The following is a 23012-nucleotide window of genomic DNA, read 5'->3' on the forward strand; positions in this document are numbered from 1 at the left end:
CCATGGGAGCGAGGTTCCAATGAATATTTTAATAGACGGTTACGCTGGTTCTTCCCGAAAAAGACCAATTTTAGCCAAGTAACGACTGATGAGATCCTATCAGCACTTGAACTAATTAATCAACGACCATTAAAAATGCATCATCAACAGACGGCCATTGAAAGTTTTCGAGCTTGTTCGGATTAAACTTGTAATTTGCCACAAATTAAAAATGGGTTGTAGAAGTCTAGTAAATTACTAAACTCCTACAACCCAACTTTGTTTTTACTAATTACACTAAATACTAACCCATTACTTTTGCCAAGCTAAGTAATGCGCGACTTTAAAGATACCAAGGACGACCAAAATGGCGCCTAGTAACGTCCAAAGCATGACTGCGCCGTAAAGCGGTGTCATCAGAAGAATAATCCCTGCAATAATACTCAAAACGGCAGAGAATATTGTCCAACCTTTAGAAACTGCTAATTGTACTGTTCCCAATTCCACAAAGCCTTCTACCAACCACGTGATTCCTACAAAAATCCCGACTAGTAGGAATAAGTAGGTTGCGCTAGCAGCTAAATTAACGCATACAAAGATTCCAACAATGAGATACAAAAGGCCTAAGAGCAAGTGCCCTAGTCGAACCCATGTATTTTCATCAACTTCTTTAAAAATAGAAAGGATGTCGAACAGCCCGATAATGATAAAAACGACACCCACCATCACCGTGACACCCATGGCTGATTGCCCGGGTAAAAACAGGATTAATAGACCTAATATTAAGGACAATAAGCCATTCACACCAGTTGCTTGGCGTAACTTATTCGAAATATTCTTTGACAACACCTTGAGGACTTCTTCCATAAAAAATTTTCAATCTTTAGTTTTCAGAGTCGACCGCTTGAATGACAATCTGATCATCAACTAAATCTGCCTTTAAGTCTTTGACATCTGCATGATCGAGGTAAAAATCAGTGACCTTATCTCTGATTTGTTGTTCAATAACCCGTCTTAATGGACGAGCCCCCATTGCCTCATCGTAGCCTTCTTCCATCAACCAATCCTTAGCTTCTTTTGAAACAACTAAGGTTAATTCTTTTTTAGCTAATGTTTGTTCAACGTTGGTTAACATTAAATCCACAATTTGTGACAAGTCAGCTTTCGTTAAATGCGTAAATTCAACAATCCCGTTAAACCGGTTTAAGAATTCTGGTCTGAAGTATGGTGCTAACTTATCTAATAACTTAGCATCTTCTTGGTCGTTCATGGTTAATTTTTCATTACCAAAACCGGCATTAGATGTCGCGATAATCACCGTGTTCTTAAAGTCGATCACGTTCCCTTGACCATCCGTTAAGCGACCATCGTCCATCACTTGTAGTAATAATGTTAAAACTTGTGGATCAGCTTTTTCAATTTCATCAAACAAGACAATTGAATATGGGTTACGACGAACGCGTTCGGTTAAGGTATTGGAATTATCGTCATAGCCAACATAGCCGGCTGTCGTCCCTATCAATTTAGAAACGGCTGTCCGGTCAGCATATTCACTCATATCCAAACGGATAATCGCTTCTTTATTACCAAACATATCTAAGGCTAATTGTTTTGCTAATTCAGTTTTCCCGACCCCAGTTGGACCAACAAATAAGAAACTGCCAATTGGTTGGTTACCTTCAGAAAAACCTGCCCGATTTCTGCGAATTGCGCGTGCTACCATTTCAACAGCTTCATCTTGACCAATGACCTTGTCTTTTAACCGTTGACCTAAGTTCTTCAAGCGTTGAATATCATTGCTCCCCATTTTAGCAACTGGAATCCCAGTTAATCTTTCAACAGATTGCGCAATATCATCAACAGTCGCAATCATTACGGCCGCATGCTGATCATTATTTTCTAATTGCGTCTTAATCTTCTCAATCCTTACTTTTAAATCTTCAGCAGCTTGATAATTCTCCGCCTCGACAGCTTCGGCTTTATCCGCTTCTAACTGTTTAAGTTCAGCTGCCAATTTAGCTTTATCTGTTTCTGGCCGTTTAGCTGCTAAATGAGCGGCGGTCATATCTAATAAATCGATTGCCTTATCTGGCAACGTCCGTTGTGGAATATATTGAACAGAATAGTCAACAGCCGCTTTCAAAACATCATCTGGTAGTTCAATGTGATGGTGTTTTTCGTACAAACCTTTAATCCCTTGCAAGATTTTAACCGTATCTGCTGCGCTAGGTTCATTCACCAGCACATCGTTGAACCGTCTTGCTAACGCGGCATTTTTCAAAATAGTATTGCGATATTCATCTTGCGTTGTCGCACCGATGACCGTCAATTCACCACGTGATAAAGCTGGCTTGATAATATCAGCTAACCCTTTGCCGCCATCTTCGCCACCGGTTGAACCTATCCCTAAAATCTGATGAATTTCATCGAAAAAGAGAATGACGTTCCCGGCTGCTTTTACTTCTTTAATTAAATTTTTAATATTTTCTTCAAACGAGCCCCGATATTGTGTCCCGGCTTCTAGTGATGACAAATCGATTGAGTAGATTTCTTTATCTTTAATGGTTTCAGGCACTTTTCCAGCCACAATTTCTTGTGCTAATCCTTCAACCACCGCGGTCTTCCCAACACCTGCATCACCAACTAGAATTGGATTATTTTTAGTCCGGCGACTTAATATTTCGGCTGTTTCTTGGATTTCATTATACCGGCCAATGACAGGATCTAATAAACCATCCCGTGCTTCCTGGGTTAAGTTTCGACCTAATTTTTCAAGAATGCCACCTTTTTTAAGAGCATGTTCACCATTTTGCTTAATTTCAATTTCTTTTTCTCGATTAGGTAATTTACCAGTTGCCCGATACTGAGCAAACTCATCCGGTGATAATTCTCGTCCGTTAATCACATATCGCGCTGACTCTGAATTCCCCATTCTTCTAAAAACTTGATTGAAGATATCATCCATATCATTATTAAAAAATGGGTCATTTCCGTACATATTTGCCATACAACTGCACCTCCATTATTTTAAACATTAAATGACCATTAGTTATCTTATCAATAACCTAATCATTTTGCTTATGGTTCTATTATAACACCTTTTAACACTCTAGCAAGAAAAGTGCCACGAAGTTTTAGTGGTTAACTATATTCAAAATTGATAGGTAGTGCATTTTTTCACGATGTTAATAGTCTAGCATTCGAATTAATCCCCCACACAACACCGGTTAAATCGCGTCCAAAAAAAGACTAGCTCATCAATGACGGACTAGTCTTTTTCAATATTACTATTTAGCTTTATTTTTCGAACCACCAAACCATTTATCCGATATGACAATCATGGCTGGTAAGATTGTTAAGGCCGCAATCAGTGAATATAACGTATCCAAGACGGTGATTAACCCGAATGAGCTAAGTACTGGGAAGCTCGTGAAGATCAATGCGGCAAAGCCCCCGATAACAGTTAAGCCTGAAGCGGTGATCGCTTGGCCAACGTTTGTAACAGCAACAATAATCGCCTCTTCAGTGGACTTACCAAGTTGTTGCTCTTCCTTGAACCGTTCGAGAATTAAAATTGTAAATTCTGTGCCGACACCTAGCACTAAGGAACTCAAAGCAATCGTTAATGGATTATAAGATTCGCCCAATAGATGGAGCGTCAATGGTGATAATCCTAGAACAATTGCAATTGGTAAAATTGGCAATAATGCCATTTTTAGATCGCGATAGACAGCAATTAAAATGACCGCAATAATCGCTAAGCCCGCTAGAATGATTAGCGTATGGTTGACGACCATGTTGCCAACCCCAACGAGCATCATGACGCTATCACCGGCTGGGTGCACATCTAATGTTGTCGCATGGTGTTTGAGATCCCGATTAATATGGTGCATTAATGTCCGTTGTTGTCCGGTAGTTAAGGATCTATCGACTTTGAATTGAACCATTGTATAATGGTTATTCTTACTCAACATCGTCCCTCGGATAGTCCCCGGAATTGTTTTAATGCCTTCGTTAATCTCAGTTTGTGTTTGTTGCTTTGGTGTGCCGCCCATTTGACGGTAAGTACTATCTAATGTCGTGACACCAACGATGTCTTGATACTTATGATTCTCGCGATTGGCGAACTGTGTTGTTTTAGCCAAGACCGCTTTATCGCGGACGTCATCTGCTTTAACAAGATAAGTCATATAGGTGGTTGAACCCACTTGTTTTTGCAAGTACTTCGTATCCTTTAGTGCTTGCATATCTTGTGGAATCAACTTGGTTAAGTTCGTTTCAATTGGAATTCGTCCTTCAACACTAAAACCTGTTGCTGCTAAAATGATCCCGACTAGCGTTAAAATTTTAGCGTGTTTAATGACGAATTGCGCGTATTTCCGTAACGCTTTTGCTAAGCCTGACGTTTTAGGTGCTGATTGTGGCTTAGCAGTTGTTTTACTCTTACGATCTAACAAGGCAAAGCTTGAGAACATTAATAAGAATTCAACAACATAAGCTGTGGCAACCCCAATTGCTAAGGTTAACCCGAATTGTTGCATCATTGGTGCTTTTGATAGGAACATCGTTAAGAAGCTGTAAACCATCACGATCAAAGCAACCCCGACCGCAGGGCCCATCGTCTTAATTGCCCGTTTTGTCGCCTGTTCACCTGATGCTGATTTGTGGAATTCTTCCTCGTAGCGATTATGGAATTGAACCCCGAAATCGATCCCTAAACCAATAATGATTGGTAAGGTTGCCATCGTCGCTGAGGTTAAGTCAATGTGTAACCAACCCATAATCCCGAAAGTCCAAATTAAGCCTAGTAACACATAACATAGTGATAATAGACGTCGACGAACTGGGAAGACGACGAACAAAACAACAACCATAATGATAACAGCTAAAACTAACATCGTCGCCATTGTTTTCATAACGAGCGGTTGAATCCCACCCATGATGACTGGATTTTCAGCTAAGCGCACTTTAAGGTCTGATTGGAAACCAGCTTGCTTAATATGGTGCCACACATCATGAACGACTTGGACATTAGTTGTCATATCTGTTTTGGCTGCCATATTGGCCATGATTAACAAGTTCTGTCCATTTTTAGGTAATAATGCGGATAATTGTGAACGCACATGTCCCTTGCTATCAAGCATTAAATCACGTAGCAATGCCGTTGACATGTGTTCCACTTTTGGCAAATCAGCCAACATTTGTTTTTGAATCATTTGTTGTTGGTCTTGATTTAAAATCGTGAACAGATATTGTTGAACCTTTACTTGTTGCGTTTTGTCTAATTGTTTCATCAAAGTTGCTGGCGATTGATTGCCAGCTTGTGCCGCAGCCATTTTTTGTTGTGACGTTAATAATGAGAGCCCGTATTGCCCCATTTGTTGTTGCTCAGGTGTTAAACTCGCCTGTAACTTAGTCTGCAACGCCGTCTTTTGAGACGTTGTTAAGTTCGCCATTAAATCTTTTTGGAGCTTGTCAGAGCCCTTGGCATTTCCGCCCATCGTGCTAGCGGCGTTGCTCTCGAATTCCTGATTGAGTAGCGAAACGACACTCGTGCTACTGCGGATATGATCGACCTTGTTAATTTTATTTTCTAGGGCCGCCACTTTCTTCATCGTGGTGTGGGTCACAATCTGATCCTGATCCCCGGAAATGAGTACATACGCGGAACCGCCACCGAAGTTTTCCTGATAGGTTTTGGTGTCTTTGTAAACTTGCGAATTCGTATCCACGAATACTTCATTACCCATATTCATTTGAATATTGGGTAAGCCGAATGCTAAGCCAATCGTTAAAAGCACGACGGCAATGATGACTTTGATTGGGTTGTTATGGATAATTTGACTAATTTTAGTAAAGAAACGATTCGTCATTAGTAGTCCTCCTCTTAAATTTAATATGCTACTCAGTATAAATAGCTGATAGAATGGAAGGAAGACACAAAATGACAGATGTGTACCGTTTTTAGGAGGTTATTAGATGACAAAAGGGGAACAAACACGTCAAAAGATTATCGAAGCAACCGTCGCACTCATGCTCAGCGACACCCGGGCGTCCGTCCGTTAGTCACATCATTAAACAAACGCACGTTTCGCGAACCACCTTTTACCGGCACTTTCCGAGTCTCGGCGATGCCATTCTAGCAACCACCCTGACCCGCTTCCCCACTAGTTACCAATCAATCACCGATCCAGCTGAACTCTTAGAGCTCGTCATTAATACACTTGATCAAGACCTCGCATTCTTCGTTCACTTTAGCGTTTATAAGGAAGAATTCGATTTCTTATTCAAGCAATTATTTTTTAAAGTGGCCAATAACGTTCAGATTACCCTGCTTGACCGAACACCGGTCAACAATGAGTTAGTTTACCGCGCCATCAGTGGCATCGTTGCCGGTTGGATGACAAATACAACGACGATCAAGGCCGCCGATGTTAAAGGGTTTATTCAACAAATTCTGAATCTCTAAAAAAATAACCCTCGGCAATCTGCCGAGGGTTATTTAAGAATCTAATGCGCTTGATGAGAAACCCCTGTTTTTACAACATCTGATTTCTTGGGTCTAAAACGAGCGATTCTGCTAATAAAAGTTCACTGTAAATTTCATCAATATCATCGGAACTCGCTAAATGATTTTTTTCCAACTGAAATAAGTAGCCCCGTTCAGCATCCAGAGCATGCATTAATGCGCGGCGTTGTTCGCCGCCTTGCAGCTTGGTCAATCCCGCTTTATTGGCCGTAAAAGCGTGCCATTGTTCAAAAAACGACCCTAATGTATTTTTCCGAATTTGATCCCGTAAATCATAAATGACAATTGCCTTAACAGCGGGGGATAACGCCATTGCTTCAAGCGATTCAATCCCTTTTGTCACCATATCATGACGGATTCGTGCCAATTCTGTCGTGCGAATTTCCGCATCTCCATCAATCAACAGTAAGAACTTAAATAAAATCGTGGGCACTAACATACTTAAAATAATAACCACAGTTTCCACAACGATGATGAAATTAAATAACTGCAGGCTAATTTGATTAGCAATCGAAAATGTCATCGCCAGTGTCACTGCCCCGTGCACACCACCTAATGAAAATAGCCACGCCGTTTTGCGCCGGCGGTCACTCACAAAGAGACGTGCGTAAAGATAGCGACAGATTAACAGTAACCCATACACAACCACACCAACGATCAACCAAGTAAGTGAGCCAAATAAGATTTGTGAGTGACTGACTAGGATTCTTGCCAAACTAATCCCGAAAATCACAAAGACCGCACTGTTTAAAACTTCCGTCATCAGATTAATCAATTGAATCCCCAAATGCATTTGCCGTGGCGATGAAAAACGGCTGCGATTGGCTTCGCTATTATGAACCAGCCCCGCTGTTACAACTGCGATAATGCCGGAAACCTCGATCTTTTCTGCCAAAAAGTAAATCAAAAAAGGCGTTAATAAATAAAATAAGGTCTGTGACGAAATCACATTGCTTGTCGACCGCACAAAATACTGCCGAAACGCCATCACGATAAAGGCCAAAATGATAAATGGCCCGTCGTTAACCACAAGATTCCTGCTTGTAATAAAATAATGCCCGTTGCATCATTGAACAACGATTCCATTTTTAATATATTCCTGATTGGTTGAGGGATTTTACGCCCTTCAACCACGGCATCAAAGACGGTTGCATCGGTTGGGGTTGCAATGGCGACAATAATTAACGCGACCGGTAAACTCAATAACAACAGACGACTCGTGATAACAGTTGCTGCAATTGCCGAAACCACGGCGAGGATAACTGCGACCCCCATAATACTTTTCACTTTTTTGCCAACCATTAATAGCGGCGTTGTCTGGCCTTCGAAAAATAATAGTGGTGCTAAAATTAAAATCATGAAGACTTCATTATTAAAGCCCAGCACTAAATGGTTCGTCCAGGGAATTACCGCGACAATAACGCCCATCAATAAATTAATGTAAGTCCCAGCTATGTGTTTGGTATACCGAGCAATAATGTTACTAAAAGCGACCGCAATCGCGATCGCTAATGTCGAAATTAGCAGATCCATATAGCGCTCCTTCATTTTCAAAATAAGTATTGCGATAATTTACAGTATATACTACTAAGCCCCATTTAAAATAAAAAAATAGGCATCCAGGCTGAAAAACACACGATCCCTATTCCTAAATTAACCTAACATTTTAACTAAGTGTTGGACGGTGCCACTTTCAAACATAATATATAATCCCAAGCCGATATAAACAATGGCGGTGATATACATCCCATATCGTTCCAGAATTTCAGCGACCTTCGGAATTTTAATCAATAAGTAGCCAACATAGCAAAAAAGGCTCAACATGAAGAAAAATGTAATCAATATAACCGTCAATGTTTGCGCCGTTGATTGGGCAAAAATTGGTACGTAAATCCCAATATTATCGGCGCCACACGTTGCAATCGTAATGATTGCGACATTCATAATAATATTGCGCTGTTTTTTCATCTGACTCTCAACGACTTCATCATCGTCACTTTCTCCGCTGATTAACAACCGCAAGCCCATCAAAACAGGTATAATACCTAATAAACCTAATACCCATTCTTGTGGTACAAAACCTAGGATGAATGCCAGCACTAAGCTTGCAGCAACTAAGACACTTGTCCCTAGCAAATCCCCCCAATAAACAAGCCACCGTTCCTTACGATTTACAGAACCAAAAATAACCATTAAAATAATTAAGTAATCAATGCTCGTCGAAATATAGGCTGTAATGCCAGTTAATATTGCAGTTTGCAATTTATTTCCCCCTCTAAAGCAATTTATTTAATATCACATGTTGATAATAACATATGAAGGAGAAGACATGTTAAAAAATGAAGCTATTCCGCTAAATACCATTAATTTAATTCCTGAACGTAACCTCGAAGAATCAAAACGCATTTTAAAATTGCTCAGTAATCCGACCCGACTCCAACTGTTGCACATATTAGCACAGCGCGAGTGCAACGTTAGCGAACTTGGCGAGCTCTTGCAGATTGAACAATCTGTCATTTCTCACCAACTAGCGATGCTGCGTGATCATCAATTAGTAAGTGCCACAAAACACGGTAAACTAAGCTATTATAAACTAGATGATCCCCATATTTTAGACATCAGCGGTGAAGTGCTAGAACACGCTGATCACGTCGTTCGCGGAAAACAACATGGTCAATAAAAAAGACTAATCTCAAGAGGAGACTAGTCTTTTTTTAATCTTAAGCAGATCTTTTAAACCTACAATACGTTACTTTATGGCGCAACCGTTAAATGCCACTTCAATGTTGATGTGTATTCTGTACGGTAACGTTCAGTCGTTTCTGGGACATGCAGGCCAATACTATAATCAGCCGTTCTTGCGTCACCAAATTGATATTTATGAACTGAATAGCCAGGGATATCATAACTGACCCCGCCTTTATTGTCGCCGTCTTGATTAAGGTACTGGCCTTTTCGTTCGTATTCAACTAATTCTAACGGCTCAGCCCCGGGTACCAAGTTAAAGTTTGATTTAGTTACTACTTTATCCTGCAAATTCGAAACAGACTTATTACCTTCCGTATGCGTGCTCAATGTTGCGTTATTAAACTGGAGTTGTGCGCCGGACAGCTCAACTACTTGTTCCTTTAAATCTATCGTGGCACTGCCATGAAATTGTTGTTCCTGTGCAACACTCAACGTCCAGCCCTTAATGCCCCAATAATCAGAGATTTCAATGCCATATGGTGTTTTTTCATCAGCTGGTTTCTCAATTTGTGCCGGCAAATAAAACGTCCGTTCACTTTGCGTATCGTCGAATTTACCAAAATTCAGTTTACTTGGTAACGCCGTAATCGCTAAGCGCGTTTTTTCATATCTAAAAGTATAGGTCACCGATTTTTCTTCAATTACTGGATCAACATCTTTAATATCCGCATAGACCGCAGCGTTTAAATCAGTTGCCGTCGTAAAATCAACTGGCGTATAACCTTCAATGTAGGCGGGCCGAATCTTATTAGGATCTTGCCCATCGCTAATATCAGTTGCTTTTAATGCTGATATTTTGGCATTAATTGGCCCAGTTGCAACGACTTCATTAGCAATCTGCTGCCCCGTTTCACGATCAATATAACTAAAGTGAACGTCACTATTCTTCGTCTTTTCAATCGTTACTGACGCGTCAGCTTGCCCGTTCATAACACCCTGATTAGCTTGTTCCCCAGAATATAAAACAATATTTTTAAGCACTGTGCCTATCACAACACCTTCTTTGACTTTAGCCTTATAGGTTAATACTACATTCTGTCCAGGTGTCATTTTTTTCAAATTAATCTGTTTAACATCTGCTGGGGTTTCAACTGTCTTATCGCTATATGTCAATTTAACAGAGCCCGGCACTAATTCTAACCCTTCCTTAGCTAGGTCATCGGCCAAGACACCGTTAGACATATCAGCTCCGTTACTGCTGACTGTTAACTTCACTTGGTAATCAAGAACATCATTTACATGCCCGACCGTCGCTTTTTGGTACGTCGTTTCTTTTTCAGTTTCATTTAAAACTTTCTTTTCAATTTCGACAGGTTCAACTTCGACTGGGATTTTCGTGCTCGCCGTAGCCGTATCAAAACTGCCAGTCCCACCTTCAGTCTTAGCAACCATGCTACTATTAATTGTTTTTCCAGAAGCTTTACCATTAATTTTGGCATCGAAACTGATCGATGACCACTCATTTTCGGACAAATTTTTAAGTAATCTAACCGTTAACATTCTAGTCGTTTGGTTATACTTACTAGCATCAATTGCTACTTGATCGCCATTATTCAGAGTTACTTTAATTGTACTAGGATCAATATCCAGTTCATCTGGTATTTTTGACGTTACGTTAATATCTTTCCATTCACTACTATAGCCTAAATTATGCGCTTTCATTTCGATAGTAATATTATCTTGAACGTGATTTTTTTGATCACTTGTCGTTTTATTTTTATAGTTCTCTGCCGCTTCTGGGACAACCAAGCCCGCAGTCGCAATCCCTAAATCATTTCTAAAATGATAAACGGTATCTGGCTGAAAAGTTTGCTAATTCCACTTAGCGCTATACGCAGAATCACTTCCTGAATAAACAGTAGCCCCTTCTTTTAGATTTTTAACTTCGATACCCGTACCATCAAAGTTGGCTGGCGAATAATCATTCATTGCATAATCAGATAAGTTATATCCACCATTTCGGTGATAATTCATCGCGTTAAATTTGGCTGGACCATCCTCAACACCCATATTAAGGAATAGTTTATATTTACCATCGGCAATGTACATCCCAGCGTTATTCCCTTGCGCAGAAACTGGTATGCCATCGTTACCATTTAACGAAGTATCTTTAGCAAAAAAGATCCCGCCATCAATTGCTGCCGATGTCGCATTATAAATATATAGTTCCTGTTGAACAGATGGTTTTTCTAGTGACGGCCGTAATAGATACTCAAGTGTGAAACTGGGGACACGCCCCACTATGGTTGTATATTGCCCCACCATTTTTAAAATTGTCTGCCCTTTGGCGTCTTTGGCTTGATAATATTGCACACCTGTCAGTGATCCCTGTGCCGATGTCGATGTGGTTTTAATCGTTGGTGCCGTGGAACTTCTGGTGGTTAAGAGTGAATAGTCATACGAGCCCCCCATCCCAGATGTTGATTTGAATGAAGACTCGACAATCTTGCCATTATCCTTAATGAAAACGTTCATTCTTGGCGGCATGTTATTCGCTATTATCCCACCATTTCCTTGATCAAACTTTAAGGTCCCATCACTATTACCAAAAGTATAATTAAGGCTTTTATTAGCCGCTTTATCAATATCAATGCTTGCAATCGTTGTTTGCTTTGCCGGTTGCCAACCTGTCACGCCATCATCAATAGTAGCTGTCGGCATTATTGTATCTCGTGATTGATTCTGAATCACAGACTTACCCTCATGACTACTTGAGGACTGTGTTGTCTTCTCAGAAGAATGCTTTTCAGATGACGTCGTTTTAGATTCAGACTTAGATTCAGATTTGGATTGGGTACTCACTGATTGTTCTGAGTGACTACTTGTTTTTGAATCTGTTGGCACCTTGATTTCTGATGAATTATCCTGTCTTTGGACTGCGTTGACAACGTTCTCATTAATAATTACAGAACTTATTAATATCAGTATCAACATTAACCAGGTTACTAATTTTTTTCAAAAATAGCCCTCCGTTATCTAAATAATTAATTGGTACTCAAACTGTAACATTCCAGCAAAAATAGCACTGCTCCAAGCACATCTATCAAGCCTTTATCAATTCCGTTAATATTTAACATCAGGAAAAATACATCACGGTAACAATATGTAAATAGTATATTACTTGGGCAATGATTGCAAGTCGATTTCTCACTATTAAACTGTACACAACCTATAAACTGCTTTATACCTTGATAGAAACGTCTTTAAATAAATTATCCCTACTTTATTATTTAAAGCCACAGTGAATATCGGCTATTTGGGCAAAAAAAATAGGTCAGTTCTTTATGAACTGACCTTAATTGGACTGATTTAATTCCTAAATCAATAAAAAACGGCGGAAAATCGCTTATATTAGTAACCTCTTTTAGGCCAAAAGACCGCTTTTTTGTAACCAGGTCGTCACTTCTTTAGCGACGGCTGCTTTAGTTGGACCTTCAATTGCTAGTAACTGGCCGCTGATTTCTTGGCCACCAGCAACCGATAAGATTGGCAAGACTAGCGCATCGCCGACAGCAGCTTGAATCTGTGCAACCATTTGCCCGGCGCCATAACCGCCGTGTGTATTAAACGGGATGATTGTTTTGTCGGTGAAATCATACGTCGCTAGGAATGTCAGCACTGCTTGGGGCAGGGCCATATTCCAAGTGGGGGCACCGATAAAGATTCAGTCATACTGTTCAAAATCCGGAATATTTGTTTTTAATGGTGGTAATTGATTTTGTAATTGTTCACATGCATTCAGATCAACCTCCGCGCGATAATTCGTGGGCCGCTTTTCCTGTGTTTCAAGTGCCACTAAATCACCGCCGACTTGTGCGTGAATCAATTTCGCAACTGCCTTTGTGTTCCCAGTGCGTGAATAATAAACGATTAATGGTTTCAATTGACACCCTCCTGATTAATAAAAATCTGGTTTGGCTTTATTTTCTGAACCGGGTTCCCATAACCCTATACTTGCGCGGACATCATTGCGTTTGCCAGTCAAATTATCAACAACGAATTGAGCGATGGCGTAACGACTGATTTGCGCGCCTAAGAATGGTTCCCCTTTAGGACTAGCCACGTAATCAGTGCGTTTAGCGTCATACAACCAAGTCATTCGCATATAAGTGTAGTCGAGATCACTTGCTTCAAGGGCTTCATTGCCGCGATGTTGCGCCACTGAACCGCCCATCATTTTACTATTCCAAGTGGCAAAAGGTTCTGCCGACTTCGCCATAGACACTTAAAACACCTGCTTGGATAATTCGTTTAACACCCGTTTCGTGCATTGCTTCGATGACAAGTTTGGTAATCGCTAAATTATCAAAGTTCATATAAATGGCATCTTGGTTTTGCATCACATTAATTAAAGCGTCGAGTTGACTCGCATCGCCAGAAACCTTCGTGATATTGTCATAAGGTAAATTAGCGGCATCGCTCCCAAAAAGTGTGAGCTTTAAAGTCGGTTCTGCTTGTAAACGAGGAATTAAAATCGCTGGAATTTGACCACCGGCCCCAATAATTAATACATTTGTCATATTATTTATTCTCCTTTAAAGCCGCTAAGCTCGTCCCAAAAATTTGTTCGATTGCTGCTGGATCACGGTGATCGAAGAATTGGCTTTCGCCTTTGTCCAAATCATTCATCGTTGCCATTTCAGCTGTGGTTAATTCAAAATCAAAGACATTGATATTTTCGGCCATCCGATTTTGGTGCACAGACTTCGGAATCACCACAATGCCGCGTTGAAGTAACCATCTTAAGATCACTTGTCCGTTTGATTTACCATAACGACTACCAATTGCGGCAATTCGTTCATCAGTAAAGATATTGTGTTTGCCTTCTGCAAATGGTGCCCAAGCTTCAACTTGAATCTCTTCCGCTTGTGCAAAAGCAACTTCTGAATGTTCTTGATACCAAGGATTAACTTCAATTTGGTTAATCACTGGTTTGACATTGGTTGATAAAATTAAATTTTTAAGTTGATCGGCATAGAAATTAGAAACGCCGATTGCGCGAATCTTGCCGGCTTTGTATGCTTCTTCTAGAGCCCGCCATGCCCCAATCACATCGCCGAATGGTTGGTGAAGTAAGTAGAGGTCTAAATAATCAACCCCTATGTTTTGGAGTGATTGGTCAATCCCTTTTTTAGCACGTTCATAACTGGCATCTGATACCCAGAGTTTAGAGGTAATGAATAAATCTTCGCGCGCCACGCCGCTGCGTTTAATGGCCCGGCCAACTGCGGCTTCATTATGGTAAGCTGCCGCTGTATCAATCAAACGGTACCCTGATGCAATTGCATCAACCACTGCTTGTTCACATTCTGCTAAATCCGTCATTTGGAAAACACCAAAACCTAATTGTGGCATTTGTACGCCATTGTTTAATTGCACCATATCCATCGTTGATAACCTCTTTTTCTAATTGATGACTTTAGTATAGTGCGCAGTGGCTCACTTGAAAATTACTTAAAAAACATGCTAGTATACATTAAACGTATACTAAGGAGAACAGCGAATGTTAGATTAATATTTATTAGAACAATTGACGACCTTCGCCAAGACTGGCACCCTCACGAAAACTGCTGCTGCTTTGAACATCACCCAGCCATCCGTCACACGCGGCATGCAAAAGTTGGAAGAGGATTTTGGTGTCCAGCTGTTTGACCGTCAAGCTAATCGCATTAAACTGACACCAACAGGCGAGCTTGCCGCTCGAGAAGCTGAACAACTTTTGACGACTAGTCAAACGATGCTGACTAAAATTCAAAATTTCGATCGCGGTCAGCACTTTACGATAATTGGCGCAACGATTCCCGGACCGCTAACCCTCGTGCCTAACCGTGATGATGTGCAAATCACCAAAGAATTCATTGCGGTGGATCAAATTAGTAATGCACTAAAGACAGACCAAGTTGCCCTAATCTTTTCAGATCAAGAAATCCTTGATACGACCATCGAATCTCAATACCTCGGTCAAGAACAGCTTCAAATTAATCTCGATCAATTCACGACGTTTGCTAGCCAATCAACCGTTAGCTTTCAAGATTTAGGCGGCATGAGTTTCGTCGTCATGCGCGCAATCGGCCCCTGGAGCGATATGATTAAACAAGATATTCCCAACGCGCAATTTATGTATCAAGACGACCGCGCCGCCTTCATTGAGATTATTAAGCACTCAAGCCTACCATTTTTCACTTCCAACCTCTCACAAAAGGATGCTTTCTTCAACGAATTATCACCACATCAATTAGATAGAATTACGGTTCCAATTAGTGATGAACAGGCCAAGATGCCAATTTACGCAAACTATTTAACCCATAATAAACGCCAAATCGCCTCCATTCTAGAAACAATACGAGCAAATTGGCCATAAAAATAGACCAACACGCTCTAGGTGTTGGCCTATTTTCTAAATTTGATAGCCCTTTGTTTTACAAATTGGTCAACTTATCATATTTCATCAAGCCAACGGCCAAACTCACAAGCGAGGTGTAACTCGTGTTGTTTAATCATAAAGTTGGGCAGCATTGCTGGAAACTCGACCAAGGCTTTAAACCTTATGCCGTTTTCCGCTTGTTTAAGTTGGTGTCGGACACCGCCAATAATAAACCCATTCGCTAATCTTGCCGTGCCGACTAACTGTTCTTCATATCCTTTTGAAAGAACAGACTTCAAATCTTCAGTATCACCATAATGCGCATAAAAATTAGTCAGCAAAGGTGACCCCCCAGTAAATTCTAGTACCTCTTGAATCGTGTTACTCATCCCTTTTAAAACATAATGATCTGGATTCGTATTTAAGTTAATTTTAAAATGCGCTTGCGTATTTATCAGCATGATATCATCAATCTGACTAGCAACTTCTTGAATGGTGATGCCGCTTTTGGGTATATAAAAATCGACTTCACTAAATTTTCGTCTTCCAAAAGAAAGTTTGACAGCTATCACCGAGATTAAATTGCCAAGTTTATATTGATTGCTTAGTTTGCTTTTCAAATCAGCCATGCCTAAGTTCATCTTAATGCTTAAGAGTGCTTCGCGCATTTTATCGATATTTCTTTCAGCTTGCCATTTATTAAAGTCATTAGATATAGCGCCAGTGCTAATCCGCTTCAGCCTTTTGTAGTTAACTTTTAATCGCTTATATTCCCACGATAGAACGGCCTCTTGAGGGATTTGCTCATTATTAATATAGATAGCCTCCTGATTCATCTTTTACGGGTCACTCCCATCTACTCTATATGACTCATCATACTTATAAAAATGCTTATTATCCAGTCGTGACATCTAAATGATGGGAGAAGTTCTATGAAGCAAAAAAGCGTTATGGTCAAAAACACCATAACATCTATTTTTCACATGCCTGAATATTAAACGTTAAATTAGTCCTAATCACTTTTTATTTTGATTCAAACCTTTTAATACCTGCTTCCGGAAGCGTCCTGGGAACGAACGCGCAATCATGACCGTTAAGCGGTCGTGAAAATTGTTGAAATAACGGCGCTTGGGTTTTGTATCGGTAGCTGCTCTGTAAAAGAGATTGGCCAAGTCTTCTACTGACGCGCCCATTCCTGGTGCATCATCACGCAACACATCAGCCATATATGCCACCAATGGCTTATAGGCAGTATCTTTCTTCAAATTCTTATAGATATTCTCAACCGCGACTGATCCCCAAGATGATTGGGTTCCACCAGGTTGAACGACGACTGACTGAATCCCAAATTGCTCAACTTCAATATCCAGAGTATCGCTCCATTGTTGTAATGCTGCCTTGGTGGCGTGGTAATATGCACCCAACGGCGAATAGATATCACCACCAATGGAAGAAATATTAACGATTCTGCCAAACCTTTGTTGTCGCATCCTTGGCAAAATAAGTTGGGTCAATGTAACCGCGCCGAAAAAGTTAGTTTCAAACTGGCGGTGAATATGCTCAGTTGGCGTATCCTCTACAGGGCCATTCTCTCCGTACCCAGCATTATTAATGAGAACATCAATGCGCTTTTGCTCTTCCAGTACTGTCTTAGCAAATGACCTAATCGATTCATCATCGGTGACATCCAGTGAAAGTGCATGGATATCCTGACCCGTAGGAATTTTCCCAACTCGGCGGGCACCACCATATACAATCCATCCATGATCTGCAAAGACTTTCGTTGCCGCCGCGCCCATGCCATTAGATGCACCTGTAATAATCACAACTTTTTGATTTGTCATTGATATTCTCCTCTTATGTGCGTTACACTTGTAACTTGTATTTATGTTGTTGAGTATAGAATGACTTTTAAACAAATACAACCAACTAGACCCTAGATGTGACACATAAGGAGTTTTTGTAATGTCTACAGCGACCAAACAAACACAAGAGTATTTACTAGGTGCCCTTCAACGACTACTTCAAAAAAAAGATTTCATGGACATCACAGTTAGTGAACTGGCGAAGGTGGCTGGCGTTTCTCGAATGACATTCTATCGTCATTACAAGAATGTGTATGATTTGCTCAGCGTCAATCTACAGCAGATCATGTCGGAAGTACCTTCTTATGAATCTCTAGAAACAAAAGATTATGAAACGGCGATTGTCCGATACCTTCAATTTATTAATCAACATTCAGAGTTCATCAACATGCTGTTGAGGGCTCAGCAGCAGAAACTATTACATGAAAATATTGCAGCAGTCATGCAATCATTAATGACTGCTAAACACCAATCTTTGCCATTCAATGGCCATGAAATGCAATACTACATTGCCTACCATTCGAGTGGTTACGCCAGCGTCATTGTTGATTGGATCAGCAATGGACGACAGGACTCGTATGAGCAGATTGCGGCTTTCCTCTATAAGAATATTAGCTTGTGACCGGTCAAACTGTAATGTCCCCTCACAAAATACTTCTAGTGCTGCAGATTAAATTGGTTCTAGCACCTGCAAATGCAATCCTATACAAAGATACGGTGAATTGTGGTAAAAAAATAGGCTAGTCCTTTGCGGGACTAGCCTATTTGAGTAAACGAAAACGTGCTTCTCACCCTAGCTTCTTCCGTCTAGTTACAAATAAGCGCCTATCTTCCAAAGTTCGGAAGGTAGGCGCTTATTCTACACTATACTCAGAAGCTGACCAGGGTGGTCAGCACTCTTTTGAACCATGCTCCTGGTTGCAACAACTTCCGCTTAATCTAAAAATCACCTTAATCTTAAAACCAAGATTAAGGTGATTTTTATTAATGCTCAGTTGCTAAACGCAGCCATCCGCACTATATTAGTTTAATTTCTTCTTGCTTACTACGTTTAAGTTTTCGTCTAAATCATAAACAACTGGTTCGCCTGTTGCCATTTCAACGTCCATGATGTCTTCATCAGAGATGTTTTCAATGTATTTTGTTAAAGCGCGTAGTGAGTTACCGTGAGCTGCAACAATGATGTTTTGGCCGTCGATTAATTTTGGAGCAATTTCGTCTTCCCAGAACGGGATAACACGTTCCAAAGTAACCTTCAAGTTTTCGCCACCAGGAATAGCTTTTGGATCTAAGTGTGCGTAACGACGGTCATTTGCTGCTGAACCTTCGTCATTTGCATCCAATAGTGGAGGAAGTGTATCGTATGAACGACGCCATACGTGCACTTGTTCGTCGCCCCATTTTTCAGCTGCTTCAGCTTTGTTTTGGCCTTGTAATGCACCATAATGACGTTCGTTTAAGCGCCATGATTTTGTTTCAGGAATCCATAATTGATCTGAACCTTCAAGTGCATAGTGTAATGTCTTGATGGCACGAGTCAATACTGATGTGTAAGCTTGGTCAAAAAGGATGCCTTCTTTTTTCAATAAAGCACCAGCGTTTTGAGCTTGGCGTACGCCTTCTTCGCTTAAGTTAACATCAACCCAACCTGTAAATTGGTTTGATAAGTTCCATTCACTTTGTCCGTGACGAATAAAAACTAATTTAGCCATGTGTAAGTAACCTCACTTTTTTTATTTTTACTCTGTCCATTTTACACTGTTTCCATCACAATTTACAGTCTTATCTTTTCAGAAAATAATGAACTTCAATTTAATTGATATATTGCCCGGGTAATACTGCTTATTAGCCAAGCAAATCATTTTTATCTAAGCTTCAATCTGGCCGTTATGAATTAGATTGGCATCCAAAAACCAATAATCTTCTGGATCACCCACTAAGCGACTGAACGGAACAGGCTGAATCCCCTGCCCTTCTAATTTTTCAATTAAATACGCCCGTAATATCCACGGATTATTGATGTGTCGTGTTTCCAAATTCAATACGTTTTGACTGGTCCCTTCAGTAGTGCCCAAATCTGTCGCTACTTCAGCTAAAGAGAGACCAGTTAAAGCAAAATTAGCCTGTAATTCACGAGTCGTTGCTTTTCTTTCTTGCGGATTTAATGACATCCAAAAGACTTCTTTCTATATCTTTATTTTTGATCGACACTTTTTGTTTCTTTTAATAAGAAGAGTGCTGCTAAAATGGCAATCACCATTAAGACTAATGAAGTCGTGACAACAGCAATCATCCCTTTATCAAAAGCTGTGACCACCATTTGTTGCACCTTGGCAGCATACGGTGTTTTCACTAATTGTTGACTCCAAGCGACTGCGTGCCCTGAAAAGGCGCCCGCTTCGACTAATGCTTGGTGAATACCAGTTGCTGCAGCCTTTGGCATTGAACTCCCACTAAAGCCAGCACTTAAGCTACTCTCATAGGCATTCGTTTGTGATAAACCAAGAATCACGACACCAACGGTAATCCCGATTTGACGGAAAACATTCAATAAACCGGATGCCATCCCAATTTCCTTCGGGTTAATATTATCCATCGCTGCTGTATTGATCATTGGATTGATAATTGCATTCCCTAACCCAGTTAGCGCAAGCAATGGTAAGAGTTGCATGTAAGTAAAGTCAGTCGTTGTCACTTGTCTAAAAATCAATAAACCAAGTGCCGAAACTGTAAACCCAAAAGCAATCATCCATTTTTTACCAAATTTATACCCTAGAACACCCGTAAATGGTCCCAAAACAAGTGACCATAAACTCATTGGCAATTGATGCACACCGGTTGAAAAGGCTGAGTAGCCCATGTAATTTTGCATCAAACTCGTTTGATAAGCGGCCAAGGCAAAGATCCCAGCGCCTAACGAGAAGGCTAAAATCACAACGCCTACGAAATGGCGATTCGTGAGTAACGTCAAGTTCATCATTGGTGCTTTTGCCTTCAATTCAACAAAGACGAAGAGCGCTAAAATTAAAACGGAAGCGACTAACCAACCCATAATCCGCATATCTGTCCAAGCCCAGTGCATGTGTTGTTCTTTTTGAATTAACCCATAAATCCCAGAGAATAATCCGATTGCTGACAAAATCATACCCATAAAATCGATTGATTCGCCTGCACCATATGCTGGTGTTTCTTTAACATTACGAATCACTAAGTAAACCGAAATAATCCCGACTGGTAAGTTGACGAAGAAAATTGATGGCCAACCGAAGTTTTCGACTAAGAAGCCCCCAACCAAAGGTCCAATGGCAGTTGAAAAACCAATGACGGAGCCTAAAATTCCCAATGCAGTCCCACGTTCGCGACCTTCAAAGTTCGATGCCACTAGCGCCATCGATAAACTCATCATACCGGAGCCACCAATTGCTTGAACCGCACGACCAATATCCAATACTAATAAGTTTGGTGCCAGTCCGTTAACGACAGAAGCTACCGTGAATAAAATCATACTCATGATGAAAATTTTCTTACGCCCGAACATGTCCCCTAATTTGGAAACAATTAACAAGCTGACCGCATACATTAACGTGTAGGCGTTCAATACCCATTGCAAGTTACTAAAAGTTGTTTTAAAATCAACCGCCATACTTGGCAAAGCCACATTAACGACGGTCACATCTAGTAGTCCCATAAAGACCCCTAGACTCATAGCGACTAGCGCTATCCAACGATTTGTTGTTTTTTTCATTTTACTATCTCCATTTTCTCGATCTCTCTTATTTGTGCTTCCAGCCAGTCGACCTTTGCTTTAAGCGTTGTGCTTACAAAATCCATTGAGCGAACCTGCCACTGATAATAATTGGTATCGGTCCCCTCTTCATCCCGTAAATCTGTTAGATGGTTTTTGACACCCATATAGACGTGTAAATCTTCAGCTAACTCATCGCGGTAATCTTGTAAAATACTGATCTGTTCTTCGGAATCGATGTAGTGCATCCCACGCATCTTAAACCGATAAGCATCATCCCACTTCGCATCGTGGGCGACTGGTTTAGCCATTAATTCAGCAAAGTAACGCCGGCCTTCTTCAGTGATATGTGCAATCTTCGTACCACGCGAATCTTGATCAGCTTCATCAAACCCAATGCAGCCTTTGCTTTCCAATTTATCTAATAGCGGGTACAAAACGCCATTTGAAATTTTTCGACGAGGTAACATTGCATTTTCCAAGATAATCCGCAATTTATAACCCGACATATTCCGACTCATTAAGGCTGATAACATCAGCAATTCATACATAAGTTCATAACCTCTCTCTTCAATCAGTCTTTTCGACAGGTCTTTAAGACTTATTAAGTATAGTTCTTTCCGACACATTTGCAAGTCTTTTTTTCACAAACCACAAAAAAGACGGCCCACATTCGGTTGGCGAATCGCCAAGCCTCGTGTAGCCCGTACTTTTGGGTGCTTAATTTAATTTTTATTGTGCTTGAACACTATCTCGTTCAACCAATTCAACTGGTAGCATTTTTTGTTGCATCCCTAACGTTGGTTTTTCGATTCGGTTCAACAATAACCGGGTCGCTTCTTGGCCCAACGCTAAAATAGGTTGTTTGATGGTCGTTAACCGCGGTGTCACGTACTCGCACCAATCAATATCATCGTAACCAATAATCGAAATTGACTCTGGTACCGCATGACCTAGTTCAGCTAACCCACGTGCTAAACCTATCGCCAGCTCATCATTGACGGCAAAGATAGCAGTGACGCCACTATCAATTACCTGTTGGGCTACTTGATACCCACCTTGTTTAGATAACGGCGTCGTTATTTGCCAGTTCGGATTAACCGTGATTTGATGACTAACCAAAGCCGCTTGGTAACCAATAAACCGCTGCTCGATATTCCAAGCGCGCTGTTCAGGCAACACAATCCCAATTTGACGATGGCCTTTTTCAATCAGGTAATTAGCCGCCATTCGGCCACCTTCCGTATCCGCTACAGAGATCTCATCACTTTGATGTTGCTTTTCGGATTGATCCAACAGAATATACGGTATTTTACGTTGTTTCAGATGCCCCTCTAGTGTCTCTTCTTCAATATGCGAGACCGCTAAAATAAAGCCATCGACATTCCGCCGAACCAACTCTTTCAGATAGTAATTGACCTTCTGATTATTCTGACCCGCACTATAAATCAGCGGAATAAAATCATACTGATAGGCGACTTCTTCGACCCCTTGAATAAACTGACTAAAGAAGGGATTATTGATATCCGGTACTAAAACCGCAATTGTTTTGGTTTCTTTATTAACCATGTTCTGGGCAAAATAATCCGGTTCGTAGCTGAGTTTTTCACGTGCTGCTCTCACCCGCGCAATCGTCTCAGCGCTAAACCGCTGCCCTTTATTATTTAAGATTAGCGAAACAGTTGTGACCGATGTTTGGGCCAAGGCAGCGACATCTTTAATCGTTACTTTTCGTACCACGTTAACTTCCCCCATTGAAAAACCCTCTATCATTTAAAAACG

Annotated in this window: 24 protein-coding genes and 1 pseudogene; 5 read left to right on the plus strand and 20 right to left on the minus strand. The window is 40.7% G+C overall.

Annotation, left to right across the window (positions count from 1 at the left end; genetic code table 11):
• A pseudogene (locus NDN60_RS07105) lies at positions 1 to 186 on the plus strand (IS30 family transposase); the annotation flags it as partial.
• 105 nt (positions 187 to 291) lie between these two features.
• Here NDN60_RS07105 and NDN60_RS07110 read toward each other — a convergent pair.
• From NDN60_RS07110 to NDN60_RS07120, 3 genes are all read right to left on the minus strand, one after another.
• Entirely contained in the window at positions 292 to 828 is a 537-nt protein-coding gene (locus NDN60_RS07110) for a DUF308 domain-containing protein (protein WP_056948692.1), read from the minus strand.
• Between the two features lie 34 nt (positions 829 to 862).
• Positions 863 to 2986 carry an AAA family ATPase gene (locus NDN60_RS07115; protein ID WP_016264495.1) on the minus strand — a complete coding sequence of 708 codons (2124 nt, stop codon included), beginning with the start codon at positions 2984 to 2986 and terminating at the stop codon, positions 863 to 865.
• A 280-nt stretch (positions 2987 to 3266) separates the two neighbouring features.
• Positions 3267 to 5852 (minus strand): efflux RND transporter permease subunit, encoded by a 2586-nt coding sequence (locus NDN60_RS07120; RefSeq protein ID WP_099947602.1) that lies wholly within the window; start codon positions 5850 to 5852, stop codon positions 3267 to 3269.
• Between the two features lie 434 nt (positions 5853 to 6286).
• Here NDN60_RS07120 and NDN60_RS07125 point away from each other — a divergent pair, with 434 nt between their 5' ends.
• Entirely contained in the window at positions 6287 to 6448 is a 162-nt protein-coding gene (locus NDN60_RS07125) for a hypothetical protein (RefSeq protein WP_155516323.1), read from the plus strand.
• 70 nt (positions 6449 to 6518) lie between these two features.
• Here the strand turns inward: NDN60_RS07125 and NDN60_RS07130 are convergent, their stop codons facing one another.
• From NDN60_RS07130 to NDN60_RS07140, 3 genes are all read right to left on the minus strand, one after another.
• Positions 6519 to 7538, minus strand: coding sequence for a cation:proton antiporter domain-containing protein (locus tag NDN60_RS07130; RefSeq protein ID WP_250790778.1), 1020 nt, complete (start codon positions 7536 to 7538; stop codon positions 6519 to 6521).
• Positions 7496 to 8041 carry a cation:proton antiporter domain-containing protein gene (locus tag NDN60_RS07135; RefSeq protein WP_250790779.1) on the minus strand — a complete coding sequence of 182 codons (546 nt, stop codon included), beginning with the start codon at positions 8039 to 8041 and terminating at the stop codon, positions 7496 to 7498. Before NDN60_RS07135 ends, NDN60_RS07130 begins: the two co-directional genes overlap by 43 nt.
• Before the next feature lie 120 nt (positions 8042 to 8161).
• Positions 8162 to 8770, minus strand: a complete 609-nt coding sequence (locus NDN60_RS07140) for a cadmium resistance transporter (RefSeq protein ID WP_099947601.1) — start codon at positions 8768 to 8770, stop codon at positions 8162 to 8164.
• 67 nt (positions 8771 to 8837) lie between these two features.
• Here NDN60_RS07140 and NDN60_RS07145 point away from each other — a divergent pair, with 67 nt between their 5' ends.
• Positions 8838 to 9188 (plus strand): ArsR/SmtB family transcription factor, encoded by a 351-nt coding sequence (locus tag NDN60_RS07145; protein ID WP_056948687.1) that lies wholly within the window; start codon positions 8838 to 8840, stop codon positions 9186 to 9188.
• A 74-nt stretch (positions 9189 to 9262) separates the two neighbouring features.
• On the opposite strand, the gene NDN60_RS07150 is transcribed toward NDN60_RS07145, so the two are convergent.
• From NDN60_RS07150 to NDN60_RS07180, 7 genes are all read right to left on the minus strand, one after another.
• Complete coding sequence (locus NDN60_RS07150) at positions 9263 to 11005, minus strand: WxL domain-containing protein (protein ID WP_056948684.1); 1743 nt, start codon at positions 11003 to 11005, stop codon at positions 9263 to 9265.
• Between the two features lie 63 nt (positions 11006 to 11068).
• Positions 11069 to 12100 (minus strand): hypothetical protein, encoded by a 1032-nt coding sequence (locus tag NDN60_RS07155; RefSeq protein WP_146741552.1) that lies wholly within the window; start codon positions 12098 to 12100, stop codon positions 11069 to 11071.
• A 520-nt stretch (positions 12101 to 12620) separates the two neighbouring features.
• The gene (locus NDN60_RS07160; RefSeq protein WP_307725438.1) at positions 12621 to 12920 is read right to left on the minus strand and encodes a flavodoxin; all 300 of its coding nucleotides are present in this window, start codon (positions 12918 to 12920) and stop codon (positions 12621 to 12623) included.
• Positions 12921 to 13139: a hypothetical protein gene (locus tag NDN60_RS07165; protein WP_231953180.1), complete on the minus strand. Its 219-nt coding sequence runs from the start codon at positions 13137 to 13139 to the stop codon at positions 12921 to 12923. It abuts the gene before it with no gap.
• Between the two features lie 15 nt (positions 13140 to 13154).
• Entirely contained in the window at positions 13155 to 13475 is a 321-nt protein-coding gene (locus tag NDN60_RS07170) for an NAD(P)H-binding protein (RefSeq protein WP_231952388.1), read from the minus strand.
• Positions 13438 to 13776: an NAD(P)H-binding protein gene (locus tag NDN60_RS07175; RefSeq protein ID WP_250790780.1), complete on the minus strand. Its 339-nt coding sequence runs from the start codon at positions 13774 to 13776 to the stop codon at positions 13438 to 13440. The genes NDN60_RS07170 and NDN60_RS07175 overlap by 38 nt, the downstream gene beginning before the upstream one ends.
• Position 13777: 1 nt before the next feature.
• Positions 13778 to 14644, minus strand: a complete 867-nt coding sequence (locus NDN60_RS07180; protein WP_056948680.1) for an aldo/keto reductase — start codon at positions 14642 to 14644, stop codon at positions 13778 to 13780.
• Between the two features lie 142 nt (positions 14645 to 14786).
• Here NDN60_RS07180 and NDN60_RS07185 point away from each other — a divergent pair, with 142 nt between their 5' ends.
• The gene (locus tag NDN60_RS07185; protein WP_250790781.1) at positions 14787 to 15617 is read left to right on the plus strand and encodes a LysR family transcriptional regulator; all 831 of its coding nucleotides are present in this window, start codon (positions 14787 to 14789) and stop codon (positions 15615 to 15617) included.
• Between the two features lie 77 nt (positions 15618 to 15694).
• Here NDN60_RS07185 and NDN60_RS07190 read toward each other — a convergent pair whose 3' ends face one another.
• Both NDN60_RS07190 and NDN60_RS07195 read right to left on the minus strand, forming a co-directional pair.
• A complete protein-coding gene (locus NDN60_RS07190; protein ID WP_056948678.1) occupies positions 15695 to 16456 on the minus strand; it encodes a hypothetical protein in 762 nt (253 codons plus the stop codon).
• Positions 16457 to 16636: 180 nt separating this feature from the next.
• The gene (locus tag NDN60_RS07195; RefSeq protein WP_056948676.1) at positions 16637 to 17464 is read right to left on the minus strand and encodes an SDR family NAD(P)-dependent oxidoreductase; all 828 of its coding nucleotides are present in this window, start codon (positions 17462 to 17464) and stop codon (positions 16637 to 16639) included.
• Between the two features lie 121 nt (positions 17465 to 17585).
• Here NDN60_RS07195 and NDN60_RS07200 point away from each other — a divergent pair, with 121 nt between their 5' ends.
• A complete protein-coding gene (locus tag NDN60_RS07200; protein WP_056948674.1) occupies positions 17586 to 18107 on the plus strand; it encodes a TetR/AcrR family transcriptional regulator in 522 nt (173 codons plus the stop codon).
• A gap of 400 nt (positions 18108 to 18507) precedes the next feature.
• Here the strand turns inward: NDN60_RS07200 and NDN60_RS07205 are convergent, their stop codons facing one another.
• The 5 genes from NDN60_RS07205 to rbsR form a co-directional block, all read right to left on the minus strand.
• Positions 18508 to 19197: a 2,3-diphosphoglycerate-dependent phosphoglycerate mutase gene (locus tag NDN60_RS07205; RefSeq protein ID WP_016264477.1), complete on the minus strand. Its 690-nt coding sequence runs from the start codon at positions 19195 to 19197 to the stop codon at positions 18508 to 18510.
• Between the two features lie 156 nt (positions 19198 to 19353).
• Positions 19354 to 19656 carry a DUF2316 family protein gene (locus NDN60_RS07210; RefSeq protein WP_056948671.1) on the minus strand — a complete coding sequence of 101 codons (303 nt, stop codon included), beginning with the start codon at positions 19654 to 19656 and terminating at the stop codon, positions 19354 to 19356.
• Positions 19657 to 19679: 23 nt separating this feature from the next.
• Positions 19680 to 21230: an MFS transporter gene (locus tag NDN60_RS07215; RefSeq protein ID WP_056948669.1), complete on the minus strand. Its 1551-nt coding sequence runs from the start codon at positions 21228 to 21230 to the stop codon at positions 19680 to 19682.
• Entirely contained in the window at positions 21227 to 21781 is a 555-nt protein-coding gene (locus NDN60_RS07220; protein WP_099947201.1) for a PadR family transcriptional regulator, read from the minus strand. Before NDN60_RS07220 ends, NDN60_RS07215 begins: the two co-directional genes overlap by 4 nt.
• 181 nt (positions 21782 to 21962) lie before the next feature.
• A complete protein-coding gene (rbsR, locus tag NDN60_RS07225) occupies positions 21963 to 22970 on the minus strand; it encodes a ribose utilization transcriptional repressor RbsR (RefSeq protein ID WP_231952338.1) in 1008 nt (335 codons plus the stop codon).
• Positions 22971 to 23012 lie beyond the last annotated feature (42 nt).

Origin of the sequence: Latilactobacillus sp. (assembly GCF_033176295.1) — a bacterium.
In the GTDB taxonomy this organism is placed as follows: domain Bacteria; phylum Bacillota; class Bacilli; order Lactobacillales; family Lactobacillaceae; genus Latilactobacillus; species Latilactobacillus sakei.